The following is a 22,315-nucleotide window of genomic DNA, read 5'->3' on the forward strand; positions in this document are numbered from 1 at the left end:
ATCGGGGCGCACCCACGCGGATGCGCGCTCCCCGATTGTTGAGGCCGACGCCCAACCTGGAAAAGCGGAAATGCCGGGCCTAGCCGGCCTATTTCGCTGAGGTCAACGCTGGGCAGTTTTGCCTGTGCCCCAATGCATCAGCTTGTCGTTGACCAGATGGGTGACCAGGCCGGCAAGGGCCAGTTGCCAGGACAGATCAAGGGCTGAAATGGGCACGGTATTGCTGCCGTCGGCAGAGGGCACGATCAGCATGGCGGCCATCGCGCCAGAAAAGGGCAGACAGGCAGCCAACGCGCCCGCGATCAGGGTACGCCAGCGAATGGTCTTGCGCCGGCCGAATGCCCGCAAGATGCCCAGCTTCCAGGCGGCACGGAAGAAGTTGACCGTCAGTGCCACGCACAGAACGATGATGCCGATGAAAGGGGTGACGGGATTCATGATGTCGCCAAGGATAGCGACTGCACCCGCGCACGCAAGGGTTAACCCTGTGTTTGAGGGGGTGGGGGGTGTGAATCCTTTCACGAATCAAAAAAGGGCCCGTGTGGGCCCCTGGGTCGCGGCAGGGCAAGCGCTTATTCGAGCTGGCTCGCCGCTTTGAGTGCGCGCAACACGGCTTCGTTGATGTCCTGGAAGGTCAGCAGCATGTTGTCTGCGGCCTCCTTGATTTCATACATGGTGCTGCCCTCGACGGCTTTCACCAGATTGAAGTACGGCTCGTAGGGGCCGGAATGGTCAACCAGCGCCTGGTAGACCCGTTCTGGTACCGGAATGGTCTTCAGCAATTCGCTGAAGGGCTGGCGGAACATGCGGTCCAGCAGCGAAAACACGCCGCAGATGAACAATTCGCTGCGCTGTTCGTCGTCACCACTGAGCTTGCCCAGCTCTTCCATCAGCAGACCACGGCGCACGGCGGCAAACATCACCGGGCGCATGTTCGGATCCTTGGAGGCGGTGGCCAGCAGCAGGGCCAGCCAGCGCTTGAGGCGTTGGTAACCCAGGATCATGATGGCGTGGCGGAAGGAATTGATTTCAACCGACAAGCCGAATGCTGGCGAATTGATGTAACGCATCAGCTTATAGGCCAGGGCCGGGTCGCGCTTGAGGGTGTTTTCCAGATCCTCGATTTCCGCCTCTTTGTGGACCTGGTCGATCAGGTGCACGATGACTTGCAGGGCGGGTTGGTCGGCCGGACGCGTCGACTCTTCAATGATGTTGTCGATGGGCCAGCCCAGCACGGCGAAAGCGCCCTTGCGGAATGCCGTTTCCATGTCGGTGACATTGCTGACACCGGCCTGAACGTGCCCGATGGAGCGGATCACGCCACTGGGTGGGGTGGCGGGCTCGACGCCATCCTGATGAATGCGACGGTCGTCATCGAAGTCGATGATCGAGTGCTTGAAGCAGGGCAGCACCTCGCGCGGCAGTCCTTGCAGCGGGCGACCTTTGAGCAGCAGTGTGCTGCCGTTGGCCTGCAGGGTGCACAGGGCATCAACGTTGCTTGGGTCGCTGGCCATGAACGCGGGCACTTCGATGAGGATGTGCGTGCCCGGTTGGGCCGCGAGCATGTCGCGCAGCAGGCTTTCGCTGACGATGTTCATCCACAGCTGCGGACCGTCGGCGGGCCAGGTCTCTGAAATGGCGGCCAGCAAGGCCTGCGGCTGAAGAGAGGCCCCTTGCGACAGCGGGAACACACTCAGGCGCGTGGCAGTGACATTGCGATTGCGATCGATGACTGGGGAGTAAGCCAGTGCGACTTGACCAAGAATGGGGTGGTCCATTGTGTCTGCCTGATTGAATTAGGAGTTGAGATATTGGAACAGGGACATCTTCTGCACCATGGAGTAGCTCTTCAGCGCCGCGTCGTAGCCCGTTTGTTTGGCCTGGAAACTCGAGATGGCTTCCGTCATGTCGAGGTCTTCGGCGTTGGATCGCTCCGATTGAGCGGCCAGCTTGGTGGCGCTGATGCGGTTTTCGGTGCCATCCATGCGGTTGAGTGTTTCGCCTACAGCCGAACGGGCGCCTTGCATGGTGCTCAGCACGCTGTCCATGTCGGCGACCCCCTTGTTGACCGCCTGGCTGACCTGGCCATTGTTCTGGTTGCTGGCGCTCAAGGTGGCGATGACGTTGTCCAGCGCCTTGAATACGCTGAGGTCCTTTTGCGAAGGGGAGATCGTGAACTTGTCGCCATTGGCGGGCCCGCCTTTGACGGTGACCGACATGCCATCGAAGACGATGGCCTGTCCACTCACGTAGGGCGTGGCCGGGCCGCCGTTGACGGTGTAGGTGGTCACGCCGCCGCTGACCTGAAAGTCAATGTCGTAAGGGGCGTTGGACAGCCCAGTCAGGTATGGATTCGCGCTGGGATTGGTGACCGAGCCTGAGGTCACCCAGGCCGTTGACCCGGATTGGAGGGTTGCGCTGGTCGTGAATACGCCATTGCCGGAGTTGGCCTTGAGCCAGACGTTCTCACCGTCGATCGTGAGGTTCATCTGTTCGCCGGCTGCGGCCTGCGTTTCCCCTCCTTTGCCGACAAACTGAACCCCGCCGGGTGCGTCGATGAAGGGCGGCGTGTCAGCGCCTTGACCCCCGAATACATAACCACCGCCCCCATCGGCACGGTTGGCCACAGTGAGCAACTGGGTGCGAATTTCCTGCAGCTTCTTGGCGACGCTTTTGCGCTCCGAATCGGTGAAGCTGGCATTGCCTGCGGAGACGATGGTTTCGCGTGCCTGTTGGATCAGGTCGACCGCATCGGCCATGGATGACTCGGCGATCTGCATGGCATTGCGACTGGCTTCCAAGGCCCGCTGATTGGCGTCGGAGCGTGCAATGGTGGCAAGCGATCGTTCTGCTCGGGCCGCGGCGATCGGGTCGTCGCTGGGGACATTGACCTTCTTGCCGGTGGTGAGCTGTGCTTGGGCCGCAGCCAGATCGGTTTGACGCTTTTGCAGCGATTCGATGGCTTTGTCGTAGGTGTGTGCGGTACTGACGCGCATGATCAGTCTCCTTAGTTACCCAACACGCCCAGCAGGGTCGAAAACACAGACTGGGCCACTTGCAGAACTTTGGCCGCCGCTTGATAGTTTTGTTGATATTGAATCATCTTGGCGGCTTCTTCGTCGAGGTTGACCCCGGTCTTGTTCTTCAACAGCGTCTCTGAGTCGTCGGACAGCTTCCCGGAAATATCAGCCGAGGTGGTGGCGCTTTGAACGGTCACGCCAATGTTGCCGATGAGTTGCGAGTAAGCCGTGGTGATGCTGGCACCGGGTACGGGTGCGTTGAGCGGGTTGTTGTTGTCCCGCTGACGTCCGACGATGTCCTCATCGCGGATGCTCAGCATCGTCAGGGCATTGCCGTTGTTGCTCTTCGTGTTGGTGGTGAGGTTGACTTCAATCTTGTCGCCCACCCCATTGGCCCCTTGGGTGCCGCCCTTGGGCACCCCATTGAGGTTCAGGTTCCAGCCGTTGTAGCTGATCGCGTTGCCTGGTGACCAGGTTCCCGTCACCGAGGTGCCGTTGGTGAGGTCGGTCAGGGTGTAGGGGACGCTGCTGTCGGTGGTGTTCAGGTCTTCCGTGAAGACGATTTCCACGTTGCCGTGAGGCACCGTGTTGGCAGAGGAAACCGACAGGGAAGCCAGGGTGGCGGTGCCTTTGTTGCTGGCCGAAACCGTGGCAGTGACGGGCGATGCCGCAGCAATGCCCGTGGGCTTGTCCAGTAGCCGTGTGATGGTGGTCGCGGCATTGGCTACCGGGCGCAGCAGAAACTGGTCTCCACTGGGGACGGCGCCATTGATATTGATTCGCAGCCCATCGATTTGCGTTCCGTCAACGACGTTCGTGGCAATTTGCTGGTTGTCTCGCAGCAGGCGCAGGGTGCCTGGCGCGTTCGGGTCTTCTTCCAGCAAATATTCACTGGCCTGAAGTTCACGCCCATCGGTGACGGTCAAGCTGACCGGTGGGTTAGACAAAGACGAGCTGTTGGTGCGTGATGGCAAGACCGCCGGCGCAGCGATTCCGAACACGCTGGCGCCAGGGTTGCCGCTCAGATCCAGGCCGAGTCCTTGCTGGTTGTTGACTCGCCAGGCCAGGGCAGACACCAGTTGTCCGAGTTGATTGCGCGCCGCAGGGATGTCCTCGTCCTGAGTCTGAAGCAAACCCTTGAGGCTGCCCCCGGTGATGGTGGCCTGATCCAGTTGGGCGTTGCCGTTTGGGGTCGTGATCGACAGCCGGCCCATGGTCGCATCGAATTCATCGACTTCCACGTTCAGGGTCTCGGCCTGATTGCCCAGCACCAGACGCTGTCCGCCGCCCATGAAGACGCTGATCGTGCCGTCGCCCGCTTCGATGGTTGACACCTGCACCTTGGTGTTGAGTTCCTTGACCAACTGGTCGCGGGTATCGAGCAGGTCATTGGGGCTGTGGCCATTGCCTTGCACCACCGCGATTTTCTGGTTGATGCTGGCGATCTGCTTGGCGTAGTCGTTGATCTGTGCCACGGTGGTCTTCATGTCCGCCAGCACACCCGATTGCAGCGAGTCCAGCTGTGTCGAGGCACTGCTAGCACGGCTGACAAAGTCCTGCGCGCGAGCCAGAGCCACCTGGCGAGCGGAAAGGTCTTGAGGCTGGTTGGCCACGTCCACAAAGGCGTTGAGCATCTGGCTGGCGGCATACCCGATGCCGGCCTCTCCGGTCTGGAAGACCTTTTCCATCTGCTTGAGCTTGTCCAGGCGAGTCTGGTCTGCTGACGAGGCCGCCAGGTTGACGTTGGCTTCGCGTGTCAGGAACTGATCGCTGGAGCGCGAAACCGTCTGAATGCGCACACCACGGCCAAAGAAACCCGCGCCGGAAAACTGGCCCCCTTCGGTTGCCAGCTCGACCGATTGGCGTGAATAGCCTTCGGTGTTGGCGTTGCTGATGTTGTGGCTGACCGTTTGCAGCATGGCCGTGTTGGCCAGCATGGCTCGGGTGCTCAGGGCGAGAATGCTAGATCCCATGGGGTACTCCGATCAGCCACTCAAGAGACCGAGCGCTGTACGCGCAAGGTCGTGTTGATCGCTTTGGTCAGCTTGTCAGCATAGGCGGGGTCGGTGGCGTAGCCCGCCTTTTGCAAACCCTTGGCATAGTCCTTGACCGAATCCGCCGAAGCCACGGTTTGACTGTAGCGTGGGCTTTGGCTCAATAGGCGAGCGTGGTCCGTGAAGGCCTCGGCGTAAGAGTCATAGGCGCGAAATTTCGCCGTGACTTTTTTCGCAACGCCATTGAAATACTCGGTCGTTGTCACTTCTGCCACTTTGCCCTTCCAGCCCGCCCCAGCCTTGATGCCGAACAGGTTGTGACTGGAGCTGCCATCTGGCATCTTGATTTCATGCTTGCCCCAGCCAGACTCGAGCCCGGCCTGCCCCAGGATGTTCGATGCGGGGATGCCTGTGGCCGCTTCGGCGGCCTTCGCAGCGGTCTGGTGCTTGAGCACAAAGCGTTCCGAAGCGGACAGCGCACGAGTGTTGCCGATATCGTTGTTGCCGCTCTGGGTGCTTTGCACCGAAGAGGAGGGCGGTGTGCGCAGGGTAGGCAGAGCCACAGCGCGATCAAAGCTGCTGGTATCCACCTCGGGCTTGATGCCCATCTGGCGCTCCAGTTGCTTGGCAATCTTGTCGGCCAGGCCACCCGGAATGCCTGCCATCTGGTTGGCAAACTGGGTGTCGAGCATGCTGGTGCCCATCTCGGTGGCCTCGTTGTCGAGCATGCCGCTGTTCATGGTCGAGGCGCGCATGCTCTTCATCAATTCCTGCATGAACAGGCCTTCGAGCTGCTTGGCCGCTTCCTTGATGCCGGACTTGGCATCCGCGCCTGAGGCCGACTTCAAACGGTCCAGCGACCGCAAGTCCATGCTCAGGTTGGTGTTACCGGTTTGCGAGAGACCCATCAGATCACCTCCAGCTCAGCTTCCAGCGCGCCCGCCGCCTTCATGGCTTGCAGGATGGCCAGCAGATCCTGCGGGTTGGCGCCCAGGGTGTTGAGGGCCTTGACCACGTCGGTGAGCTTGGTGCCCGCTGGCAGCTGGATCAAGGAGCCGGGTTCCTGATTGATCTTGATGTCGTTCTTCTCGCCCACCACTGTTTGCCCTTGAGACAAGGGGCTAGGTTGGCTGATGACCGGGGTCGAGCTGATGGTGACCGACAGGTTGCCGTGCGCTACGGCACAGGGGCCAATCGCCACGGCCTGGTTGACCACAATGGAACCGGTACGGGCGTTGATGATGACCTTGGCTGCTGGTGTGGCGCGCTCGATGGGGAGGTTTTCCAGGTCGGCCATGAAGGCCACGCGCTCGCCAGGCTGGCTGGGCAGGCGCACGGAAATCGTACGGCCGTTGAGCGCTTCGGCTACACCGCCACCCTTGGCCTTGTTGATGGTGTCGGCCACCTCGCGAGCGGTGTTGAAGTCGTCAGACTGCAAGTCCAGTTGCACCACGGAGCTCTGCAGCCACGGGGTGGGCACACTGCGCTCCACTGTGGCGCCAGCGGGGATGCGGCCTGCACTGAGGTGGTTGATCTGGACCTTGGCACCGCCAGCTGAGGCACCTGCGCCGCCCACGATCAGATTGCCCTGGGCCATCGCATAAATCTGGCCATCGTTGCCCTTCAGGGGAGTGGCGATCAGGGTGCCGCCGCGCAAAGATTTGGCGTTGGCCAGCGAAGACACGTTCACGTCCACAGCCTGGCCAGGCTGGGCAAAGGGGGGCAGGGTGGCCGTGACCAGCACGGCGGCCACGTTCTTGAGCTGCATGGCTGCACCTGCGGGCACCGTGATGCCCAGCTGCTGCAGCATGGCGTTGAGACTTTGGGCGGTGAAGGGGGCTGAGGTGGTTTGGTCGCCGGTGCCGTCCAGGCCCACGACCAGGCCGTAGCCCATCAATTGGTTAGGGCGAACCCCCTGAACCGCCGCGATTTCCTTGAGTCGAACCGCGTGGGCTTCCACAGGCCACCACATGGCAGCCGTAGCGGCCGTGAAGGCCATGGCGATGAGCCATTTGAGGATGCGATCGGTGGTGTTCATGGGGCCGACTTTCTAGAAGGTTCGACCCCATTTTTACGAACTTTAGAACGGGAGAATGTTCAAAAAGAAGCGTGCTAGCCAGCCTATTCCTTGCGCATCCGACTGGGCGCCGCGGCCCTTTTGCTCGATGCGGACGTTGGCAATCTGGGTGGATGACACCGTGTTGCCGGGCTGAATGGTGACCGGGTCGATCTGGCCGGAGAATTTCAGGATGTCGACGTTCTTGGCGACACCGATCTGCTTCTCACCCGAGATGATGAGGTGCCCGTTGGGCAGCACCTCGACGACGGTGCAGGTGATGATGCCCGAGAAGTTGTTGCTGCTCTCGGTGCTGCCCTTGCCGTCAAAGGTATTGGCCGACTTGCCGTTCACATCCAGCTTGCCGAGTTGATCGGCACGGATGAGGGGAACTGCCGTGATCGCACCCCCCACCGTGCCCGATTTTTCGATCTTGCTGGTGGTTTCCTGCTTGGCGGAAATCTTTTCGTCAATCGTCACCGTCACGATGTCGCCCACCATGCGTGCACGGTAGGTTTCATAAAGTGGACGGTAGCTGGCAGCTTGAAAGATCGCGCCATTGTTGGTTGGGGCGTAGCGTGAGGCCTCGGGTCGAGCCTGGGTCGGCTCGACGACGTCCACCGTTGGGGCCGTGGCCATGCATCCGCTCAGGGCCAGCGAGCCCAGGGCCATTGCGGCCCAGGCCATCAGACGGTTAGACGACAGGTGTTTCATCACAGTTGTCCCAGGCGTTGCAGCATCTGATCCGAGGTCTGGATCGCCTTCGAGTTCAGCTCGTAGGCGCGTTGGGTCTGAATCATCGAGACCAGCTCTTCCACCACGTTCACGTTCGACGTTTCCACAAACCCCTGCGACAGGGTGCCCATGCTGTTGGTGCCGGGGGCAGACGTTTGCGGTGTGCCGGACGAAGCCGTTTCCGTGAAGATGTTCTGGCCGCGAGGGTCAAGGCCGGCCGGATTGATGAAAGTGGCCAGCTGGATCTGACCCAGGTTTTGCGGGGTAGCTTGGCCGGGCAGCAGCGCCGAGACCGTGCCATCGTTGCCGATGGTCAGGCTTGTGGCGTTGGCCGGCACGGTGATGCCGGGTTGAACCAGATAGCCGTTGTTGGTCACGATCTGGCCCTGGGCATCGAGCTTGAAGGAGCCGTCGCGGGTGTAGCCAGTGGTGCCGTCGGGCATCTGAATCTGGAAGAAGCCATTGCCGTTGATGGCCACGTCCATGCTGTTGCTGCTCGATTGCAGGTTGCCCTGGGTGAACAGGCGAGAAGTGGCGACGGGGCGTACGCCCAGGCCGACTTGCAAGCCTGTGGGCAGCTGCGTTTGTTCAGAACTGTTGGCGCCACTTTGGCGCAGGTTCTGATACATCAGGTCTTCAAACACCGCATGCGAGCGCTTGTAGCCGTTGGTGCCGCTGTTGGCGAGGTTGTTCGAGATGTGATCCAGCTGAGTTTGCTGGGCTTCCATGCCGGACTTCGAGATCCACAGTGAACGCATCATGGCCGTTCTCCTTTGACTACAGGATTAAGGGTCAGGCTCCGCTGCCTGACAACAGTTGCGTTGCGGCTTTCTCGTCCGCCTCGGCGGTCTGCAGCAACTTCATCTGGGTTTCGAACTGGCGTGCAGCGGAAATCATCGCCACCATGTTTTCAATCGGGTTCACGTTCGAGCCTTCCAGGGATCGGTCCTGGAGGCGCGCATTGGGGTTGGCTGGCAGATCATTGCCATCGGCACCGCGAAACAGACCGTCTTCTCCCCGAACCAGCTTGGTCTCGGGGATCACCATCTTGATTCGACCCACTGTGGTGCTGCGACCGTTGGCCTGTTTGGCGCTGACGGTGCCGTCCGGGGCAATGCTGGGCTCGGTGTTGGCCGGCAGGGTGATGGGGCCGCCATCGCCCATCACGGTCAAGCCGTTCTGGGTCATCAAGGTGCCTTCGGTGTTCACGGTCAGTGAGCCGAAACGGGTATAGGCCTCGGTGCCGTCCAGACCCTGCACGGCCATCCAGGATTTGCCTTGCATGGCGACATCGAGGTTGCGACCCGTGAAGTTGATCGGGCCGGCCGAGTCGTCGTAGCCCACCGTGGTTTCCAGCGCGTACACGCGGGTGCTGGCGCCATCGCCACGAACCGGCACGGCGCGCACGGCCTGCAACTCGGCGCGAAAGCCGGTGGTGCTCGCGTTGGCCAGGTTGTTGGCCAGCACGTCTTGCCGTTGCATATTGGTCTTGGCACCGGTCATGCCCAGATAAATCATGCGGTCCATGTGGAACTCCTTGGTCCGGCCTGTTCAGCGCAGTGCATCAGCGCATGTTCACCAGGGTCTGCAACACCTGGTCTTCGGTCTTGATGGTCTGTGCGTTGGCCTGATACATGCGTTGCGCCACCATCATGTTGACCAGTTCACCGGTCAGGTCGACGTTCGATTCCTCCAGCGCGCCAGACTGCAGCAAGCCCAGGTTGCCCGCACCTGGCACACCCGTGATCGGGTCGCCTGAGGCAAACGTGCTGGACCACTCATTGCCACCTTGGGGTGACAGACCTTGTGGGTTGCGGAAGGTGGCCAGTTCGACTTGGCCCGCCGGTTTGGACTGGCCGTTCGAGTAGCGCGCCATGATCACGCCGCTGGAGTCAATCGAGATGCTCGACAACTGGCCAGGGGCGTAGCCGGTCTGGCCCAGGTTGGTCACGCTGAAGGTCGAGCCGTATTCGGTTGACTTCGACATGTCCATCCGGATGCCCGGAATCTGCTCCGTGAGGGCGCCACCCGTCAGCGTGGCCGATGGAATGGTTGGAAGGGTGAACATGCCGTTGGTGACAGTCGATGTGACTGCGCCGGTGCCGTCATACGTGGAGATGGTGCCGGCATCTCCCGGGTTGTTCAGACCCGTGGTGTTGGTCGCGGTGCCACCGGCGGCAGGGAAGGTCATCGAGGCCACGCGCATGGCTCGGGCCGGAGTGCCACCGTCATCCTGAATCGGTGTGCCATTGGCCGTGGCATACATGTCCCAATTGTCGGCCCCGGTCTTGACGAAGTAGTAGTTCAGGCTGACAGCCTGGCCCTTGGCGTCGAAGACGGTTTGCGAGGTCGAGAAGTTGTAGGTCCGTGGGTCGCTGAAATCGACCGGGGTCTGAGACGGTACAGCCTGACGAGAGTCAAAGTTCATTTCCAGATTGATCTCATCGGTGGCGCGTGGGGCAATGCCCGAGGTGGGCAACTGCAGTGGGCTGGCTGCGCCAGAGATGATGGTGCCTTGGTTGTCAGCCTGGTAGCCGAGCAGCTTGTGGCCCTGGTTGTTGATGATGAAGCCGTCGCGGTTGACCTTGAATTGGCCATTGCGGCTGTACATCACGGGCTTGGCCCCGTCGGTGACCTGGAAAAAGCCGTTGCCGTTGATGGCCAGATCCATCGGGCTATCCGTGGTGGTGATGTTGCCCTGCGTGAACTGCTGCGAGACAGAGGCCACGGTGGCACCAATACCGACGTTACTGGTGCCCGCGCCGGTCAATGCGGCAGCATACATGTCGGCGAACTCAGCACGCGAGGCTTTGGCACCGTAGGTGCTCGCGTTGGCCACGTTGTTGCCAATCACCTCCAGGTTGCGGGAGGAGACGTTCAGACCGGAAAGACCTTGTTGGAAGCCCATGGTGTGATCCTTTCAATGTTTGAGTAATGCAGAGATTGAGCTGATCAGCCCACGGCCTTGACCTTGCTGTAAGCCACTGTGCCGCTGTTGCGAAGTTCCAGGTTGACGCCGCCTGTGCTGGCATTGCTGACGGCATCGACCTGATCCAGCATCAAGGTGTTGGCGCCCACCTTGGTGGTGCCATTGGTCGCCTTGACACGGAATGTGAAAGACTGGTCCTTGCTGACGCCCTCGGGAGGGGTCCAGGTGAAATCATGTCGACCGGAGGTCGTAGCGCCTTGGCTGATGGTGTCCACCACCACGCCGGCTGACGACAGCACTTCGATGTTCACGTTGCGCGCGTTGGCATCGAGCTCATAGGCTCCACCGGTCTTGCCATTGGTGTCGAGGTTCAACTCGTTGCCGTCCACCAGCACGCTGTGGCCGACGATGTTGGCGGCCTGCAGCAGTTGCAGTTGGCCAAAGTTGGTGCCAATGTCCTTGACGGTGTTGTTGAGCTTGTCGATGCCCGTGACCGTGTTGATCTGGGCCATCTGGCTCGTCACCTGGGCGTTGTCCATGGGGTTGAGCGGGTCCTGGTTCTGCATCTGGGTCACGAGCAGTTTCAGGAAGCGATCGGCGGTGGCGTCGGTCGTGTTTTGAGCCGTCGAGGTCTTCTGGTTGGCCAGATAGGCATCCAACCCGGAGGTGCCGGAGGTCGCGGTGGTGGTGGTCATGGTTCAGCCTCTAGGTAGGGGGGGATCAGCTGCCTTGACCCATTTGCAGGGTCTTCATCAGCAGGCTCTTGGTCGTGTTCATGACCTCGATGTTGTTCTGGTAGGACCGCGAGGCAGAGATCATGTTGACCATCTCTTCCACGGAATTGACGTTGCTGTAGGTCACGTAGCCATCGGCGTCGGCTTGCGGGTGTTTGGGGTCGAGCACGCGGCGACCGGGGGTGTTGTCTTCGGTGATCTGAGAGACCGTCACGCCCGCGGTGCCCACTTCGCCCATGGGGGTGGTGCTGAACACCACCTGGCGGGCCTTGTAAGGCGACTTGTCGGGCCCAGCCACGGTGTCGGCATTGGCCAGGTTGGATGCGACCACATTCAGGCGCTGAGACTGCGCGCTGACCGCGCTGCCTGACACGTTGAAGATCTTGAACATCGACATGATGATCTCCTTAGCTAACCGTCTTACTGACCGGTGATGGCCGTGTTGAGCGTACGGACCTGCGAGTTGATGAAGCGCAGCGTGGCTTCGTAGCGCACGGTGTTGTCGGCGAAGTTGGCCCGTTCGCGGTCCAGGTCGACCGTGTTGCTGTCCAGATTCGTTTGAGATGCGGCGGCGTAGCCCAGTTCGGGTTCAGCGCGGCTGCCGGCTGGGGCGCCGTTCAAACCCAGATGGCCGGGGTTGGCACCCTGAAGTTGCAGGCGAGTCGTGCCGATAGAAGAGTCACCCACCGAGCGTTGGCCGGTGGCTTGACGCAGCGCGGTCGAGAAATCAAAGTCCTTGCTGACATAGCCGGGCGTGTCCGCGTTGGCGATGTTGCTGGCAATCAGGCGCTGGCGCTCAGACCGCAGCGACAGGGCTTCGGCCTGGAAATTCAAGGTATCGGTCAATCGGTTCAACATGGCGCTTCTCCACGCAGCTTGCTGGACATGTTGACGGCCTGACGGAAAAACATGAGCGCGAATAAGCGGGCTTTCCTGCCTCATTTCGCTCCCTCATGGCTCGGCCAGATCCGTAGAGTCAAGCCACCATGAAACCGACTCTCACCCCCTCCCAGACATCTCGCGCCTCATCGCGCTCGGTGGCATTGCTCCGGGCCTGGTTGTGGGCGTGGGTGGCCGCCGTGGCGTCGCTGGCCTTACCGGCCTTTGCGCAGGGCGATACCCTGCAGGCCACGATTGAAGAATTTGTCCGGACTCAGTCCACCACCGGGGCAAGCACTGCGCAAGCCCTGGAAGAAGACAAGCCGCGTCGAGTTCAGGTCGAATTGGGTCAACTCGACCCACGGCTGAAACTGGCGCCTTGTGAAAAAGTGCGCGCCTATGTGCCAACCGGGGTGCCTCTTTGGGGGCGCAGCCGTGTCGGTCTGCGTTGCGAGCAGGGCGTCACCCGCTGGAATGTGTTCTGGCCGGTGACCGTGAAGGTCTACGGTCAAGCCTTGGTCGCTGTGGTGCCGCTGCGCCCGGGGGCCTTGGTCAATGCGGCTGATTTGCGCGTGGCAGAGGTCGATCTGGCGGCCAGCCCCTCGCCGGCCGTCGTGAACCTGACCGACATCGTGGGGCGTGCCGTGGTGCGCAACATTGAACCCGGCCAGAGCATCCGCCAGGAAGACATCAAATTGCGTCGCTGGTTTGCCGCCGGCGACCCGGTTCGCGTGGTGGTCAAGGGCTCGGGTTTTCAGATTTCATCTGAAGGAACGGCACTGACCCCAGGTGACGAGGGGCGGTGCGCGCGAGTTCGCACCGATAATGGCCGCGTTGTGTGCGCCCAGCCCGTGGGCGATCGGCAAGTGGAGTTGGTCTTATGAAACACTTATTGCCGATTGCACCCCCCTGTACAAGGGGGTTTCGGTGTTTGGCATTAAAGTCAGAACAGGCCGCGTCGATATCGCGGATGTGACCACTCGGAAAAGACCGAGTCAAAGGAGTACATCATGAAGATCGGCAACCCTATCGATAAAGCACTCGGTGGCTCGGCGAGCCAGCGGGCCGAGGGGGCCTCAACCACGGCCCCAGGCAAGACAAAGTCCCTCGACGGCGGCGTCTCGCAAAGCGCCAAGGTTTCTCTGTCGCCCATGGCTTCCAGCCTGATTTCCGGCATGGACCCTGATTTTGACGCCGACAAGGTCGACAAGGTCAAGCAATCCATTGACAACGGCACGTATCAAGTCGATGCCGAAGTCATTGCCGACAAGTTGATCGCCAATGCGCAGGAACTTCTGAAGCGCAGTTCCAACTGATTTGTGTCGTAGTGCACACGTAGTACCCGAATGACTGACGCCGCTCGCTCCGACACCGTCGCCCAGGCGCTGGATTTGTCTGCCCATGTGACCGACATTGAACAGCGCCTGAGTGACCTGGATGCCGCTTTGGTGGCCGGAGACCCTGCTGCCATAGAGCAAGTAGGGCAGCAGTTGCAACGCAGTCTGGCCGATTCCCTGGCCGCATTCCGGCATGCTGCGCATGAGGGCAAAAGCCCCATCAGCCCGGAATTGAAGCAACGTCTGGTGCTGGCGCAAGCGCGCATCACCGCCCAGCAGGCTCTGGTGCACCGTGCCGGTGCCGCCATCGAGCGCACGCTGGACATCCTGCTGCCGCGTGAGGCCTCGCCCACGTATGAAGCCCCCGGCGCTGGCCGTGTGGCGAAGGCCTATCGGGGCGTCTGACCTGGGCTGACCCAGGCTGACGGCAGCGGGCTCAGCCTTCCGCCATTCCCTCGACCATCAGTTGCACCCGCTGACGTCCCTGGAATTCATCCAGGCTGACGCGGAATGCCAATTGCGTTTTGGCTGGCAGCGGCTCGGTACGACCGAACCAGATTCCATCGCGAACCTGACCTTGCACACGCAGGCTCAATTTCAGGTGGCGTTCGCCCACCAGGCGCTGCCCCACCACATCGACCTCGTCGCTGAAAACCGGCGGCTCGAAGCCCGGTCCCCACACGGCGCTGTCGAGTGCGGCCACGGTTTCGGCGCTGAACCATTGGGGCTCGAGCGGGCCATCGGTGCTGATCTGTCGGGCCAGCAGGCTGGCGTCCAATCCTTCTCGCGCCACTTTTTGCAGAGCCTGGTCGAAGGTGTCAAAGTCTTCCTCGGCAATGGTGCAACCGGCCGCCATGGCGTGTCCGCCAAACTTCTTCAGCAAGCCCGGGTGACGTTTGCTGACCAGATCGAGGGCATCGCGTAGGTGAAAGCCAGGAATCGAGCGCCCGGAGCCTTTGAGCAAGCCGTCTTGCCCCAGGGCGAACACGAAGGTCGGGCGGTGCAGGCGATCTTTCAGACGTGAGGCCACGATGCCCACCACACCTTCATGGAAGTCGGGGTCGAAGATGGCGATGGCGTGTGGCGGTTCACCCTCCGGCATCAGCGACTCGAGCAGTTGCTCAGCCTGGTCGCGCATGCCGCTTTCCAGTTCACGGCGCTCGCGGTTGATGGCGTCGAGCTGGCGTGCCAGCTCCAGCGCACGGCCCGGGTCGTCGCAGGTCAGGCATTCAATGCCCAGCCCCATTTCTGCCAGGCGGCCTGCGGCGTTCACCCGCGGACCCAGCGCAAAACCAAAGTCTTGACTACTGGCTTTGGCAGGATCACGGCCAGCTGCCTCGAACAAGGCAGCAATGCCGGCTTGCATGCGCCCGCTGCGAATGCGCTTCAGGCCCAGGCTGACGAGGCGGCGGTTGTTCGCGTCAAGCTTGCCCACATCGGCAATCGTGCCCAGGGCGACCAGGTCGAGCAAAGCGTCGATGCGAGGCTGCTGGGCGGCCTCGAAGGCGCCACGCTGGCGCAATTCGGCGCGCAGCGCCAGCAACACGTAGAACATCACGCCCACACCGACCAGCGCCTTGCTGGCGAACGGGCAATCAGGCTGGTTGGGGTTCACGATCACATCGGCGTCGGGCAGGCTGACCTCACCTTGGTCTGTGACCACGGGCAAGTGGTGATCGGTAATCAGCACCTTCAACCCCAGCTCATGGGCTTTGCGAACGGCTTCATGGCTGGCCATGCCGTTGTCCACAGTCACCAGCACGTCGGCCCGTTTGGCCTTGACCAGATCGACGATGGGGGGCGTCAACCCATAGCCATGCACCGCCCGGTCGGGCACCACATAGTCCACTTGATCGGCCTTGGCGCCCAGCATGCGCAAACCACGCAGCCCCACGGCACAGGCGGTCGCGCCGTCGCAGTCGTAGTCGGCCACGATGCAGATGCGCTGGCCCTGCTCAAGGGCGTCGGCCAGCAGCACGGCCGCTTGCGCTGCGCCCTTGAGATCTGCTGGGGGCAGCAGTTTGGCGGGGGTGTCGTCCAGCTCTTCAGCCTGGCGCACGCCTCGTGCGGCAAACAGTCTGGCCAGCAAGGGGTGAACGCCAGCTTGCTCCAGGGCCCAGGCGGCACGGGGAGGGACGTCGCGGTGAATGATGTTCATAGGTCTTTGAGCAAGGCGGGCAGGTCGGGGCGACGTGAGGGCATCCAGCGGCGCAGGGTTTGCCGTATGCCCGTGAGCCAGCCTGCGTTGTTCGAGGGCTGCGCCCAAGTCTGGGCATGGCGCTCGCCGCACAGGGTCAGCATGATGGATTCGCCACTGTCCAGGCGGGCCACCGCGTCTTGCAGCACCGAGGCGTCGAGTTTTTTCCAGGCTTGCAGCCAGGCCAACATGTCGTCGGCCAACAGGGGCTGCCTGAGGGTGGTGACGAGCTGAATGTCATGCTGGCCGGTGGACCAGGCCTCGCCCGCAGGCAATTGGCCGCAGCCGCTCAGCCAGAACGAGTTCACCGTCAGGGCGCCGCGCGCCTGGCGCTCGTCGTGCGAGGGGTGCTGGTACAGCAGCATCTGCACTTCGCTTTGCAGTCGGCGCAGCAAGCGAGCCTGCGGGTGGTCGTTCAGCCAGAGGTCGGGGTTGCGGCCAATGACGCGGTCCAACGAGGCCGTGGGCAGGTCGCGCAGCGATTCGTGCGACACGTACCAGCGTGTGGGGGCGCCCCAGACCAGCTTCCAGCCCTCGCTTTCGAACAGCGGGCGAATGGCCTCCAGCAATTCGCGGGATTCGGTGGCGGTCAGAGCCAAAGCCTGCGGGTCCAGCAAGGTCAGGTGGTCACGGCCCATCAGCCAGTGGCACGGGCTCATCAGGCCCCAGGGGCGGTCGGTGTCAAGGGCCACGCCATCTTGTCGGGCCCACCAGAGTGCCCAGGGCGCCTGATCGGGGTTCCAGCCCATCTGGCGGGCCAGCCACTTTTCGTGGGGCAGGGTCAGGTCGAACTCGTCGCCTTCCAGGCGGCTCGAAGGTTGCAGGCGTTGCAGCAGTTGCTGCAAATTGGGCAAGGCCGGGTCCTGCCCCAGGCGCGGCAGCGCATGCTGGCACGGTTCGGACAGACTCGAAGCAAAGGGCAGAACCCAGTGGGTGACGGTCGGGACACTCATGGTGGCATTATCGAATGAGTACACTCCTGTCACCATGAACCTACCTTATGAATGGCGTGTCGGGTGGCGATACACCCGCGCCAGCCGCAGCGACCGTCGCAACGGCTTCATTTCTTTCATTTCCGGTGTGTCCGTCATCGGCATTGCGCTGGGCGTAGCGGCCCTCATCATCGTGCTGTCGGTCATGAACGGCTTCCAGAAGGAGGTGCGTGACCGCATGCTGTCGGTGGTGGCCCACGTCGAGTTGTATGACGCATTGGGCGGCCCCATTGCCGATTGGCGTGCGGTGGCCGAGCAGGCGCGCAAACAGCCTGATGTCGTGGGCGCAGCACCCTTTGTGCCCGCGCAGGCCCTGATTGCCCGCGGGGAAGACATGCGTGGCGTGATGGTGCGCGGCATCGTGCCCGCTGAAGAAGCGCAGGTCACCCCCTTGGCGGCTCGCATGGTGTCGGTGTTTTCGCGTCTTCAGCCCGGTGGTTGGGGTGTGGTGCTGGGCAGCGAGCTGGCGCGCAGCCTGGGGGTGCGCGAAGGTGACACCATCACCCTCGTGGCCCCCAGCGGTCAGGTCACGCCAGCCGGCGTGGTACCACGCTTGAAGCAGGTCACGGTGGTGGGGCTCTTTGAGGCGGGGCATTACGAATACGACTCGGGTCTGGCGCTGATGCATGCCGACGACGCGGCCCGCCTGTTCCGCACGGGTGGGGTGTCGGGCGTGCAGCTGAAGCTGAAAGACCCTCAGCGTGCGCGTGCCGTGGGCGATGAGCTGTCGAAGACCATGCCCCAGATGCTGGTGCGTGACTGGACCCACACCAACCGCAACTGGTTCGAAGCGGTTCAGGTGGAAAAACGCATGATGTTCATCATCCTGACCCTGATCGTGGCAGTGGCGGCGTTCAACCTGGTGTCCACTCTCGTCATGACCGTGACCGACAAGCGCGCCGACATTGCCATCTTGCGCACGCTCGGGGCCACGCCGCGTTCCATCATGGGCATCTTCATGGTGCAAGGCGCCATGTCGGGTGTCTTGGGCACCCTGGGTGGTTTGGGCCTGGGGCTATTGGTGGCGTTCAACATCGACGTGATCGTGCCGGCCATCGAAAGGTTGCTGGGTGTCAGTTTTCTGCCCGGCAGCATCTATCTGATCAGCAAGATGCCCAGCGATCCGCAATGGTCGGATATCCTGCCCATTACCGTCATTTCCTTGATTCTGGCGCTGCTGGCCACCCTCTACCCCAGCTGGCGCGCCAGTCGTGTGCAACCCGCGGAGGCCCTGCGATATGAGTGATCACAACCCCTTGCCCAAGACACCACTGCGGGTTCGCAAGGTCCATCCCTTGCGCGCCTGGATCTGGTTGGTGAGGGGGTGGGCTGACTTCATGGAAGCGCCCCAGGTCGGCTTGGCGCATGGCGCTGCGGCAGCGCTGTTTGGCGGCTTCGCCCTCTGGTTGGCCTGGGATCGATTCTGGGTCCTGGCCGGGGCGTTTTCCGGCTTCCTGCTGGTGGGGCCCTTGCTGGCAACGGGCTTGTATGCGGTCAGCCGGGCGCTGGTTCGCGGCGAGCGCGCTGATTTTTCGACTGTATGGGCGGTCTGGGCGTCGCTGGATCGCCGGTTGATCCAGTTCGGCATCTTGCTCACCGTATTGGGAACGGGCTGGGTCATCACCTCGGCGGCGCTCATCAGCTTGGGTGTCCACCCTCCGGTGACGACGCCGACCGATTTCCTCCAGCGGGTGGTATTGGCCCCGCAGCCTGGCCTGTTCGAGATCTGGTTGGTGGTGGGGGCCTTGATGGCCGCCCCCGTGTTCGCTTCCAGTGTGATCGCCATTCCCCTGCTGATGGACCGTCAAGTGGGTGTGCAGCGTGCCGTGCTCACCAGTTGGCGTGCGGTGCTGGCCAACCCCGTCGCCACCGGCCTGTGGGCCGGCGTGGTCATGGTGCTGACGCTGCTGGGTCTGGGAACCCTGATGTTCGGATTGATTCTGGTGATGCCGGTGCTGGGTCATGCCAGCTGGCACGCCTACCGCGACCTGGTGGTGCGCGAAAAGGTTTGAGATGTTTGGTTTGACAGAAGAGCAGATTGCTCAGCTGGGCCTCACGGTTGGGGTAGGGGGCTTCATCCTCTACATGTTCGTCATCATCTGGCAACTGGCCAGGGAGTCGAAGGCCGGACGCTTTGGCACATTCGTGTTGTTCATTGTTCTGGGCTTTGGCATGCTGGGCTTCATCGCCAAGAATGTCATTGCCTGGCTGCTGAACATCTGACCGGGGTCACGCATGACTGATGCCGTCATCCTGCAGGCGCAGGGCTTGATCAAGCGCTTTCACGAAGGGCCGCTGGATGTGACCATCCTGCAAGGCGTGGATCTGAGTGTCGAGCGTGGCAAAACCGTCGCGGTGGTCGGGGCCTCGGGCTCGGGCAAAAGCACCTTGCTCCATTTGCTGGGCGGGCTGGACGTGCCTACCAGCGGCACCGTTCGCCTGATGGGCCGGTCGTGGTCTGACCAAAGCGCTGCCGAGCAAGGCGCCTGGCGCAACCAGCACCTGGGCTTCATCTACCAGTTTCACCACCTCTTGCCCGAATTCACCGCGATCGATAACGTGGCCATGCCCTGGTTGATCCGCCGGGAGCCTCTGGCGCAAGCACGAGACAAAGCGCGTGCCTGGTTGGCCCGCGTGGGCCTGTCCAACCGTGCCGAACACCGTCCGTCCGAACTATCGGGGGGCGAGCGCCAGCGCGTGGCCGTGGCTCGCGCCCTGGTCACCCAGCCCGCCTGTGTGTTGGCCGATGAACCCACCGGTAACCTCGACCGCAACACAGCCGATGTGGTCTTCGACCTGATGCTGCAGTTGGCAGCCGATCAGGGCACGTCGGTGATCATGGTCACGCACGACACGGCCTTGGCAGCCCGTTGCGATCAACGCCATCACCTGGTCAACGGGCTGTTTGCGCAGTAAGGTTCAGGCATGTGGATCGATACCCACTGCCACCTGGACGCTCCTGAATTCGATGCCGATCGCGCACAGGTGATGGCTCGCGCGCGTGACGCTGGCGTGGGCTTGATGGTCATCCCCGCCGTGTCACCGGCCACCTTCTCCACCTCGCGCAACGCAGCGCAGGCGTGCCAGGGCGCTTATGCTTTGGGCATTCACCCCTTGTACGTGAAAGCGGTGCCACACGATGCCTTGCAGCAACTGGCGCAAGCGCTGGCACAGTCCGCGCATGACCCGCGTCTGGTCGCCGTGGGGGAAATCGGGCTGGACTGGTTTGTGCCCGAGTTGCAAGACGAAGCCAGTCGAGCCCTGCAGGAAACCTTTTATGCTGAGCAGCTGAAGCTGGCAGCCCGATATGGGTTGCCCGTCATCGTGCATGTGCGGCGCAGTGCCGACGTGCTGCTCAAGCACCTGAGGCGTTGCCGCGATGTCGGGCAGCCTGTGGCGGGGGGCATTGTGCATGCCTTCAATGGCAGCCACCAGCAAGCCCTGGCATTCATTGAACTGGGTTTCAAGCTGGGGTTTGGCGGGGCCATGACCTACGACCGCGCCTTGCAAATACGCCGTCTGGCAGCCGATCTGCCGGCCGAGGCCTTGGTGCTCGAAACCGACGCGCCCGACATTCCGCCCCACTGGTTGTACAAAACAGCCGAGCAGCGCGCTCAGGGCGAACGCAGTCGCAATGAGCCCGCCGAGTTACCTCGCATCGCGCAGACCTTGGCGCAAGTGCGTGGCTGGACGCCGGCCGAGGTCGAAGCCCAGACGCAGCGCAATGCCCTGGCTGCGTTGCCGCGTCTGACGAGCTTGGTCGCCGAAGGGGCTGCTCAAGGTTTGATCGGCAGCGACATTCCCAGCATGGGCAAGACCTGATCCACGACGAAGGCGGCAGCCACCAGCAGTGCCACCGTGCTGCTGACCAGCACCGCCGCCGCCGCAACGTCTTTCGTCACTCGAATGGCTTCATGACGTTGGGGGTGCAGGTGATCGGCCAAGGTCTCGATGGCCGTGTTGATGAGTTCTGTCGCCAGGACCAGGCCGATGGTTAGTGCCATCACTGCCCACCACATTGCCGGGGCCCGCGTGATGACCAGCGCCAGCATCACTCCTGCGGTGGCTAAGGCGTGGGTGCGCAGGCTCTTTTCGGTCAGCCAAGCTGTGCGCAAGCCAGCAAACGCGTAACCCAGGCGGGTCAGCCATCTTTGCCCCTTCATGAGCGAAATTCCTGTCCGATGTGCAGCCGGTGCGCGATCAGCCAGCAACCCATGGCCCAGGCCGCTCCGGCCGCCCAGCCCGCGGCCACGTCCGAGATCCAGTGCACCCCCAGATACACGCGAGATAGGCCTGTCAGCCCCGTCAACACCAGGGCGATGCCCATGATGTACCACCGCAGACGCACGCGCGGGGCCACGCGTGCCAGCAGCGCGGCCAGGGTCAGAAACACCACGGCAGACATCATCGCGTGCCCGCTGGGGAAGCTATAGCCATTGGCCACCGTGGCGTGGTAGAGCGCATCGGGGCGGCTTCGCGAGAACAGGTTCTTCAACAACATGGCTGTCAACAGTCCGCCCCCGGTGGCCACCGCCGTGAGCCAGGCCAGAGGCTTGCGTCCGGCCAGCATCAAATAGCCCCATGCCGCCCCCACCGCCAGGGCCAGCACCGCAGGGCTGCCCAGAGCGGTCAGATCTCGCACCCCTTCCTGGAACCATTGGGGCCCAATGGGCAGCGATGCCTGGCCGGGCACCCGGCACCATTGCAAGACCATCATGTCGATGGCATGGGTATCGCCCTCGAGCATTTCGCCCGCGATTTTCACAAAGGCCCAGGCCGACGCGGCCAGCAGCAAGAGCGGCCACAGCACTTTGGGCGGGAGGTCAAGGCGCGTGTTCATGATCGGGTGGCCTCCACTGAAGTGGGCAACAACACATGGGTGCCGGTCTGTTCGAACACGGCCTGCCAGGCAGCCAACTTGCGTTCGAAAGACCACGATGCATTGGCCGGACTGGTGGAGGGCAGCTTGAACACAGGCAAGCCCAGCGCCTGGGTGATCTTGATGTGGCGAGCCGATTCGCCACCGTTGTGGGCAATGCCCCGCAAGGTTGGCGTGCTTCGGATGAGCCCTGCCAGATCGTTCAGTTCAGCCGCTTCGATGGCGCTGTCGAGGCTGCCTTCGCGCATGCAAGCCGAGTAGACATCCCAGATCGCCAAGCCATGTCGCATCGCAACGGGCAGGCGATCGGGGTAGGGCAGGTTTTGCAAGCTTTCTGAGCCACTCAACCCCCAGATGGCCGACAGAATGGGCCAGAACTGGTTGCGAGGGTGGGCGTAATACTGCTGGGCAGCCAGGGATGCCGCGCCTGGAAAACTGCCCAGAACGAGCAGCCGGGCTCCTGGCCCCACCACGGGCGGCAACCCTTGTAGACGGCGGGCGGCATTCGAATCGGAGGGCGACGTAGCAGAACACATGGCAATGACTGTGCCACACTCGCCCCC

General features: G+C 62.3%; 26 protein-coding genes. 8 read left to right on the forward strand and 18 right to left on the reverse strand.

The window, feature by feature from the left end; translation table 11 throughout:
- Positions 1–102: 102 nt before the first annotated feature.
- From VFW72_RS02415 to flgB, 13 genes are all read right to left on the reverse strand, one after another.
- On the reverse strand, positions 103–438 hold the full coding sequence (locus tag VFW72_RS02415; RefSeq protein WP_329672662.1) for a hypothetical protein: 336 nt from the start codon (positions 436–438) through the stop codon (positions 103–105).
- A gap of 134 nt (positions 439–572) precedes the next feature.
- The gene (locus tag VFW72_RS02420; RefSeq protein WP_329672663.1) at positions 573–1,778 is read right to left on the reverse strand and encodes an EAL and HDOD domain-containing protein; all 1,206 of its coding nucleotides are present in this window, start codon (positions 1,776–1,778) and stop codon (positions 573–575) included.
- Positions 1,779–1,796: 18 nt separating this feature from the next.
- Positions 1,797–2,996 carry a flagellar hook-associated protein FlgL gene (flgL, locus tag VFW72_RS02425; RefSeq protein WP_329672664.1) on the reverse strand — a complete coding sequence of 400 codons (1,200 nt, stop codon included), beginning with the start codon at positions 2,994–2,996 and terminating at the stop codon, positions 1,797–1,799.
- Positions 2,997–3,007: 11 nt separating this feature from the next.
- Positions 3,008–4,993: a flagellar hook-associated protein FlgK gene (flgK, locus tag VFW72_RS02430; RefSeq protein ID WP_329672665.1), complete on the reverse strand. Its 1,986-nt coding sequence runs from the start codon at positions 4,991–4,993 to the stop codon at positions 3,008–3,010.
- A gap of 20 nt (positions 4,994–5,013) precedes the next feature.
- On the reverse strand, positions 5,014–5,922 hold the full coding sequence (gene flgJ / locus VFW72_RS02435; RefSeq protein ID WP_329672666.1) for a flagellar assembly peptidoglycan hydrolase FlgJ: 909 nt from the start codon (positions 5,920–5,922) through the stop codon (positions 5,014–5,016).
- The gene (locus tag VFW72_RS02440; protein WP_329672667.1) at positions 5,922–7,052 is read right to left on the reverse strand and encodes a flagellar basal body P-ring protein FlgI; all 1,131 of its coding nucleotides are present in this window, start codon (positions 7,050–7,052) and stop codon (positions 5,922–5,924) included. Before VFW72_RS02440 ends, flgJ begins: the two co-directional genes overlap by 1 nt.
- Positions 7,053–7,094: 42 nt before the next feature.
- Positions 7,095–7,784, reverse strand: coding sequence for a flagellar basal body L-ring protein FlgH (locus VFW72_RS02445; RefSeq protein ID WP_329672668.1), 690 nt, complete (start codon positions 7,782–7,784; stop codon positions 7,095–7,097).
- Positions 7,784–8,566, reverse strand: coding sequence for a flagellar basal-body rod protein FlgG (flgG, locus tag VFW72_RS02450; protein WP_329672669.1), 783 nt, complete (start codon positions 8,564–8,566; stop codon positions 7,784–7,786). Before flgG ends, VFW72_RS02445 begins: the two co-directional genes overlap by 1 nt.
- 31 nt (positions 8,567–8,597) lie before the next feature.
- Positions 8,598–9,332: a flagellar basal-body rod protein FlgF gene (flgF, locus tag VFW72_RS02455; RefSeq protein WP_329672670.1), complete on the reverse strand. Its 735-nt coding sequence runs from the start codon at positions 9,330–9,332 to the stop codon at positions 8,598–8,600.
- 37 nt (positions 9,333–9,369) lie between these two features.
- The gene (gene flgE / locus VFW72_RS02460; protein WP_329672671.1) at positions 9,370–10,713 is read right to left on the reverse strand and encodes a flagellar hook protein FlgE; all 1,344 of its coding nucleotides are present in this window, start codon (positions 10,711–10,713) and stop codon (positions 9,370–9,372) included.
- 44 nt (positions 10,714–10,757) lie between these two features.
- Positions 10,758–11,429: a flagellar hook assembly protein FlgD gene (locus VFW72_RS02465; RefSeq protein ID WP_329672672.1), complete on the reverse strand. Its 672-nt coding sequence runs from the start codon at positions 11,427–11,429 to the stop codon at positions 10,758–10,760.
- Between the two features lie 25 nt (positions 11,430–11,454).
- Positions 11,455–11,865 (reverse strand): flagellar basal body rod protein FlgC, encoded by a 411-nt coding sequence (flgC, locus tag VFW72_RS02470; RefSeq protein WP_329672673.1) that lies wholly within the window; start codon positions 11,863–11,865, stop codon positions 11,455–11,457.
- 23 nt (positions 11,866–11,888) lie between these two features.
- Positions 11,889–12,326, reverse strand: a complete 438-nt coding sequence (flgB, locus tag VFW72_RS02475; RefSeq protein ID WP_329672674.1) for a flagellar basal body rod protein FlgB — start codon at positions 12,324–12,326, stop codon at positions 11,889–11,891.
- A 128-nt stretch (positions 12,327–12,454) separates the two neighbouring features.
- On the opposite strand from flgB, the gene flgA reads away from it, so the two are divergent.
- The 3 genes from flgA (at position 12,455) to VFW72_RS02490 (ending at position 14,089) form a co-directional block, all read left to right on the forward strand.
- Entirely contained in the window at positions 12,455–13,231 is a 777-nt protein-coding gene (gene flgA / locus VFW72_RS02480; RefSeq protein ID WP_329672675.1) for a flagellar basal body P-ring formation chaperone FlgA, read from the forward strand.
- Positions 13,232–13,357: 126 nt separating this feature from the next.
- Entirely contained in the window at positions 13,358–13,663 is a 306-nt protein-coding gene (flgM, locus tag VFW72_RS02485; protein WP_329672676.1) for a flagellar biosynthesis anti-sigma factor FlgM, read from the forward strand.
- A 30-nt stretch (positions 13,664–13,693) separates the two neighbouring features.
- Positions 13,694–14,089, forward strand: coding sequence for a hypothetical protein (locus VFW72_RS02490; RefSeq protein WP_329672677.1), 396 nt, complete (start codon positions 13,694–13,696; stop codon positions 14,087–14,089).
- 31 nt (positions 14,090–14,120) lie between these two features.
- Here the strand turns inward: VFW72_RS02490 and recJ are convergent, their stop codons facing one another.
- Entirely contained in the window at positions 14,121–15,842 is a 1,722-nt protein-coding gene (gene recJ / locus VFW72_RS02495; protein WP_329672678.1) for a single-stranded-DNA-specific exonuclease RecJ, read from the reverse strand.
- Positions 15,839–16,834 (reverse strand): hypothetical protein, encoded by a 996-nt coding sequence (locus VFW72_RS02500; RefSeq protein WP_329672679.1) that lies wholly within the window; start codon positions 16,832–16,834, stop codon positions 15,839–15,841. Before VFW72_RS02500 ends, recJ begins: the two co-directional genes overlap by 4 nt.
- A gap of 34 nt (positions 16,835–16,868) precedes the next feature.
- On the opposite strand from VFW72_RS02500, the gene VFW72_RS02505 reads away from it, so the two are divergent.
- From VFW72_RS02505 to VFW72_RS02525, 5 genes are read left to right on the forward strand one after another with little or no spacing between them, the layout of a single operon-like run.
- On the forward strand, positions 16,869–18,119 hold the full coding sequence (locus VFW72_RS02505) for a lipoprotein-releasing ABC transporter permease subunit (RefSeq protein WP_329672680.1): 1,251 nt from the start codon (positions 16,869–16,871) through the stop codon (positions 18,117–18,119).
- Positions 18,112–18,885, forward strand: coding sequence for a DUF2189 domain-containing protein (locus tag VFW72_RS02510; RefSeq protein WP_329672681.1), 774 nt, complete (start codon positions 18,112–18,114; stop codon positions 18,883–18,885). The genes VFW72_RS02505 and VFW72_RS02510 overlap by 8 nt, the downstream gene beginning before the upstream one ends.
- A 1-nt stretch (position 18,886) precedes the next feature.
- Positions 18,887–19,096, forward strand: a complete 210-nt coding sequence (locus tag VFW72_RS02515; RefSeq protein WP_329672682.1) for a DUF2788 domain-containing protein — start codon at positions 18,887–18,889, stop codon at positions 19,094–19,096.
- 12 nt (positions 19,097–19,108) lie between these two features.
- Positions 19,109–19,789 (forward strand): ABC transporter ATP-binding protein, encoded by a 681-nt coding sequence (locus tag VFW72_RS02520; protein WP_329672683.1) that lies wholly within the window; start codon positions 19,109–19,111, stop codon positions 19,787–19,789.
- Between the two features lie 9 nt (positions 19,790–19,798).
- Positions 19,799–20,695 (forward strand): TatD family hydrolase, encoded by an 897-nt coding sequence (locus tag VFW72_RS02525; protein WP_329672684.1) that lies wholly within the window; start codon positions 19,799–19,801, stop codon positions 20,693–20,695.
- On the opposite strand, the gene VFW72_RS02530 is transcribed toward VFW72_RS02525, so the two are convergent.
- The 3 genes from VFW72_RS02530 to VFW72_RS02540 are packed head-to-tail and all read right to left on the reverse strand — an operon-like array spanning position 20,650 to position 22,288.
- The gene (locus VFW72_RS02530; protein WP_329672685.1) at positions 20,650–21,036 is read right to left on the reverse strand and encodes a diacylglycerol kinase; all 387 of its coding nucleotides are present in this window, start codon (positions 21,034–21,036) and stop codon (positions 20,650–20,652) included. The genes VFW72_RS02525 and VFW72_RS02530 overlap by 46 nt on opposite strands.
- A complete protein-coding gene (locus tag VFW72_RS02535) occupies positions 21,033–21,713 on the reverse strand; it encodes a phosphatase PAP2 family protein (RefSeq protein ID WP_329672686.1) in 681 nt (226 codons plus the stop codon). The genes VFW72_RS02530 and VFW72_RS02535 overlap by 4 nt, the downstream gene beginning before the upstream one ends.
- A complete protein-coding gene (locus VFW72_RS02540; protein WP_329672687.1) occupies positions 21,710–22,288 on the reverse strand; it encodes a DNA-deoxyinosine glycosylase in 579 nt (192 codons plus the stop codon). Before VFW72_RS02540 ends, VFW72_RS02535 begins: the two co-directional genes overlap by 4 nt.
- Positions 22,289–22,315: the final 27 nt, after the last annotated feature.

Source organism: Aquabacterium sp., from assembly GCF_036273115.1.
Taxonomy (GTDB): domain Bacteria; phylum Pseudomonadota; class Gammaproteobacteria; order Burkholderiales; family Burkholderiaceae_C; genus Aquabacterium.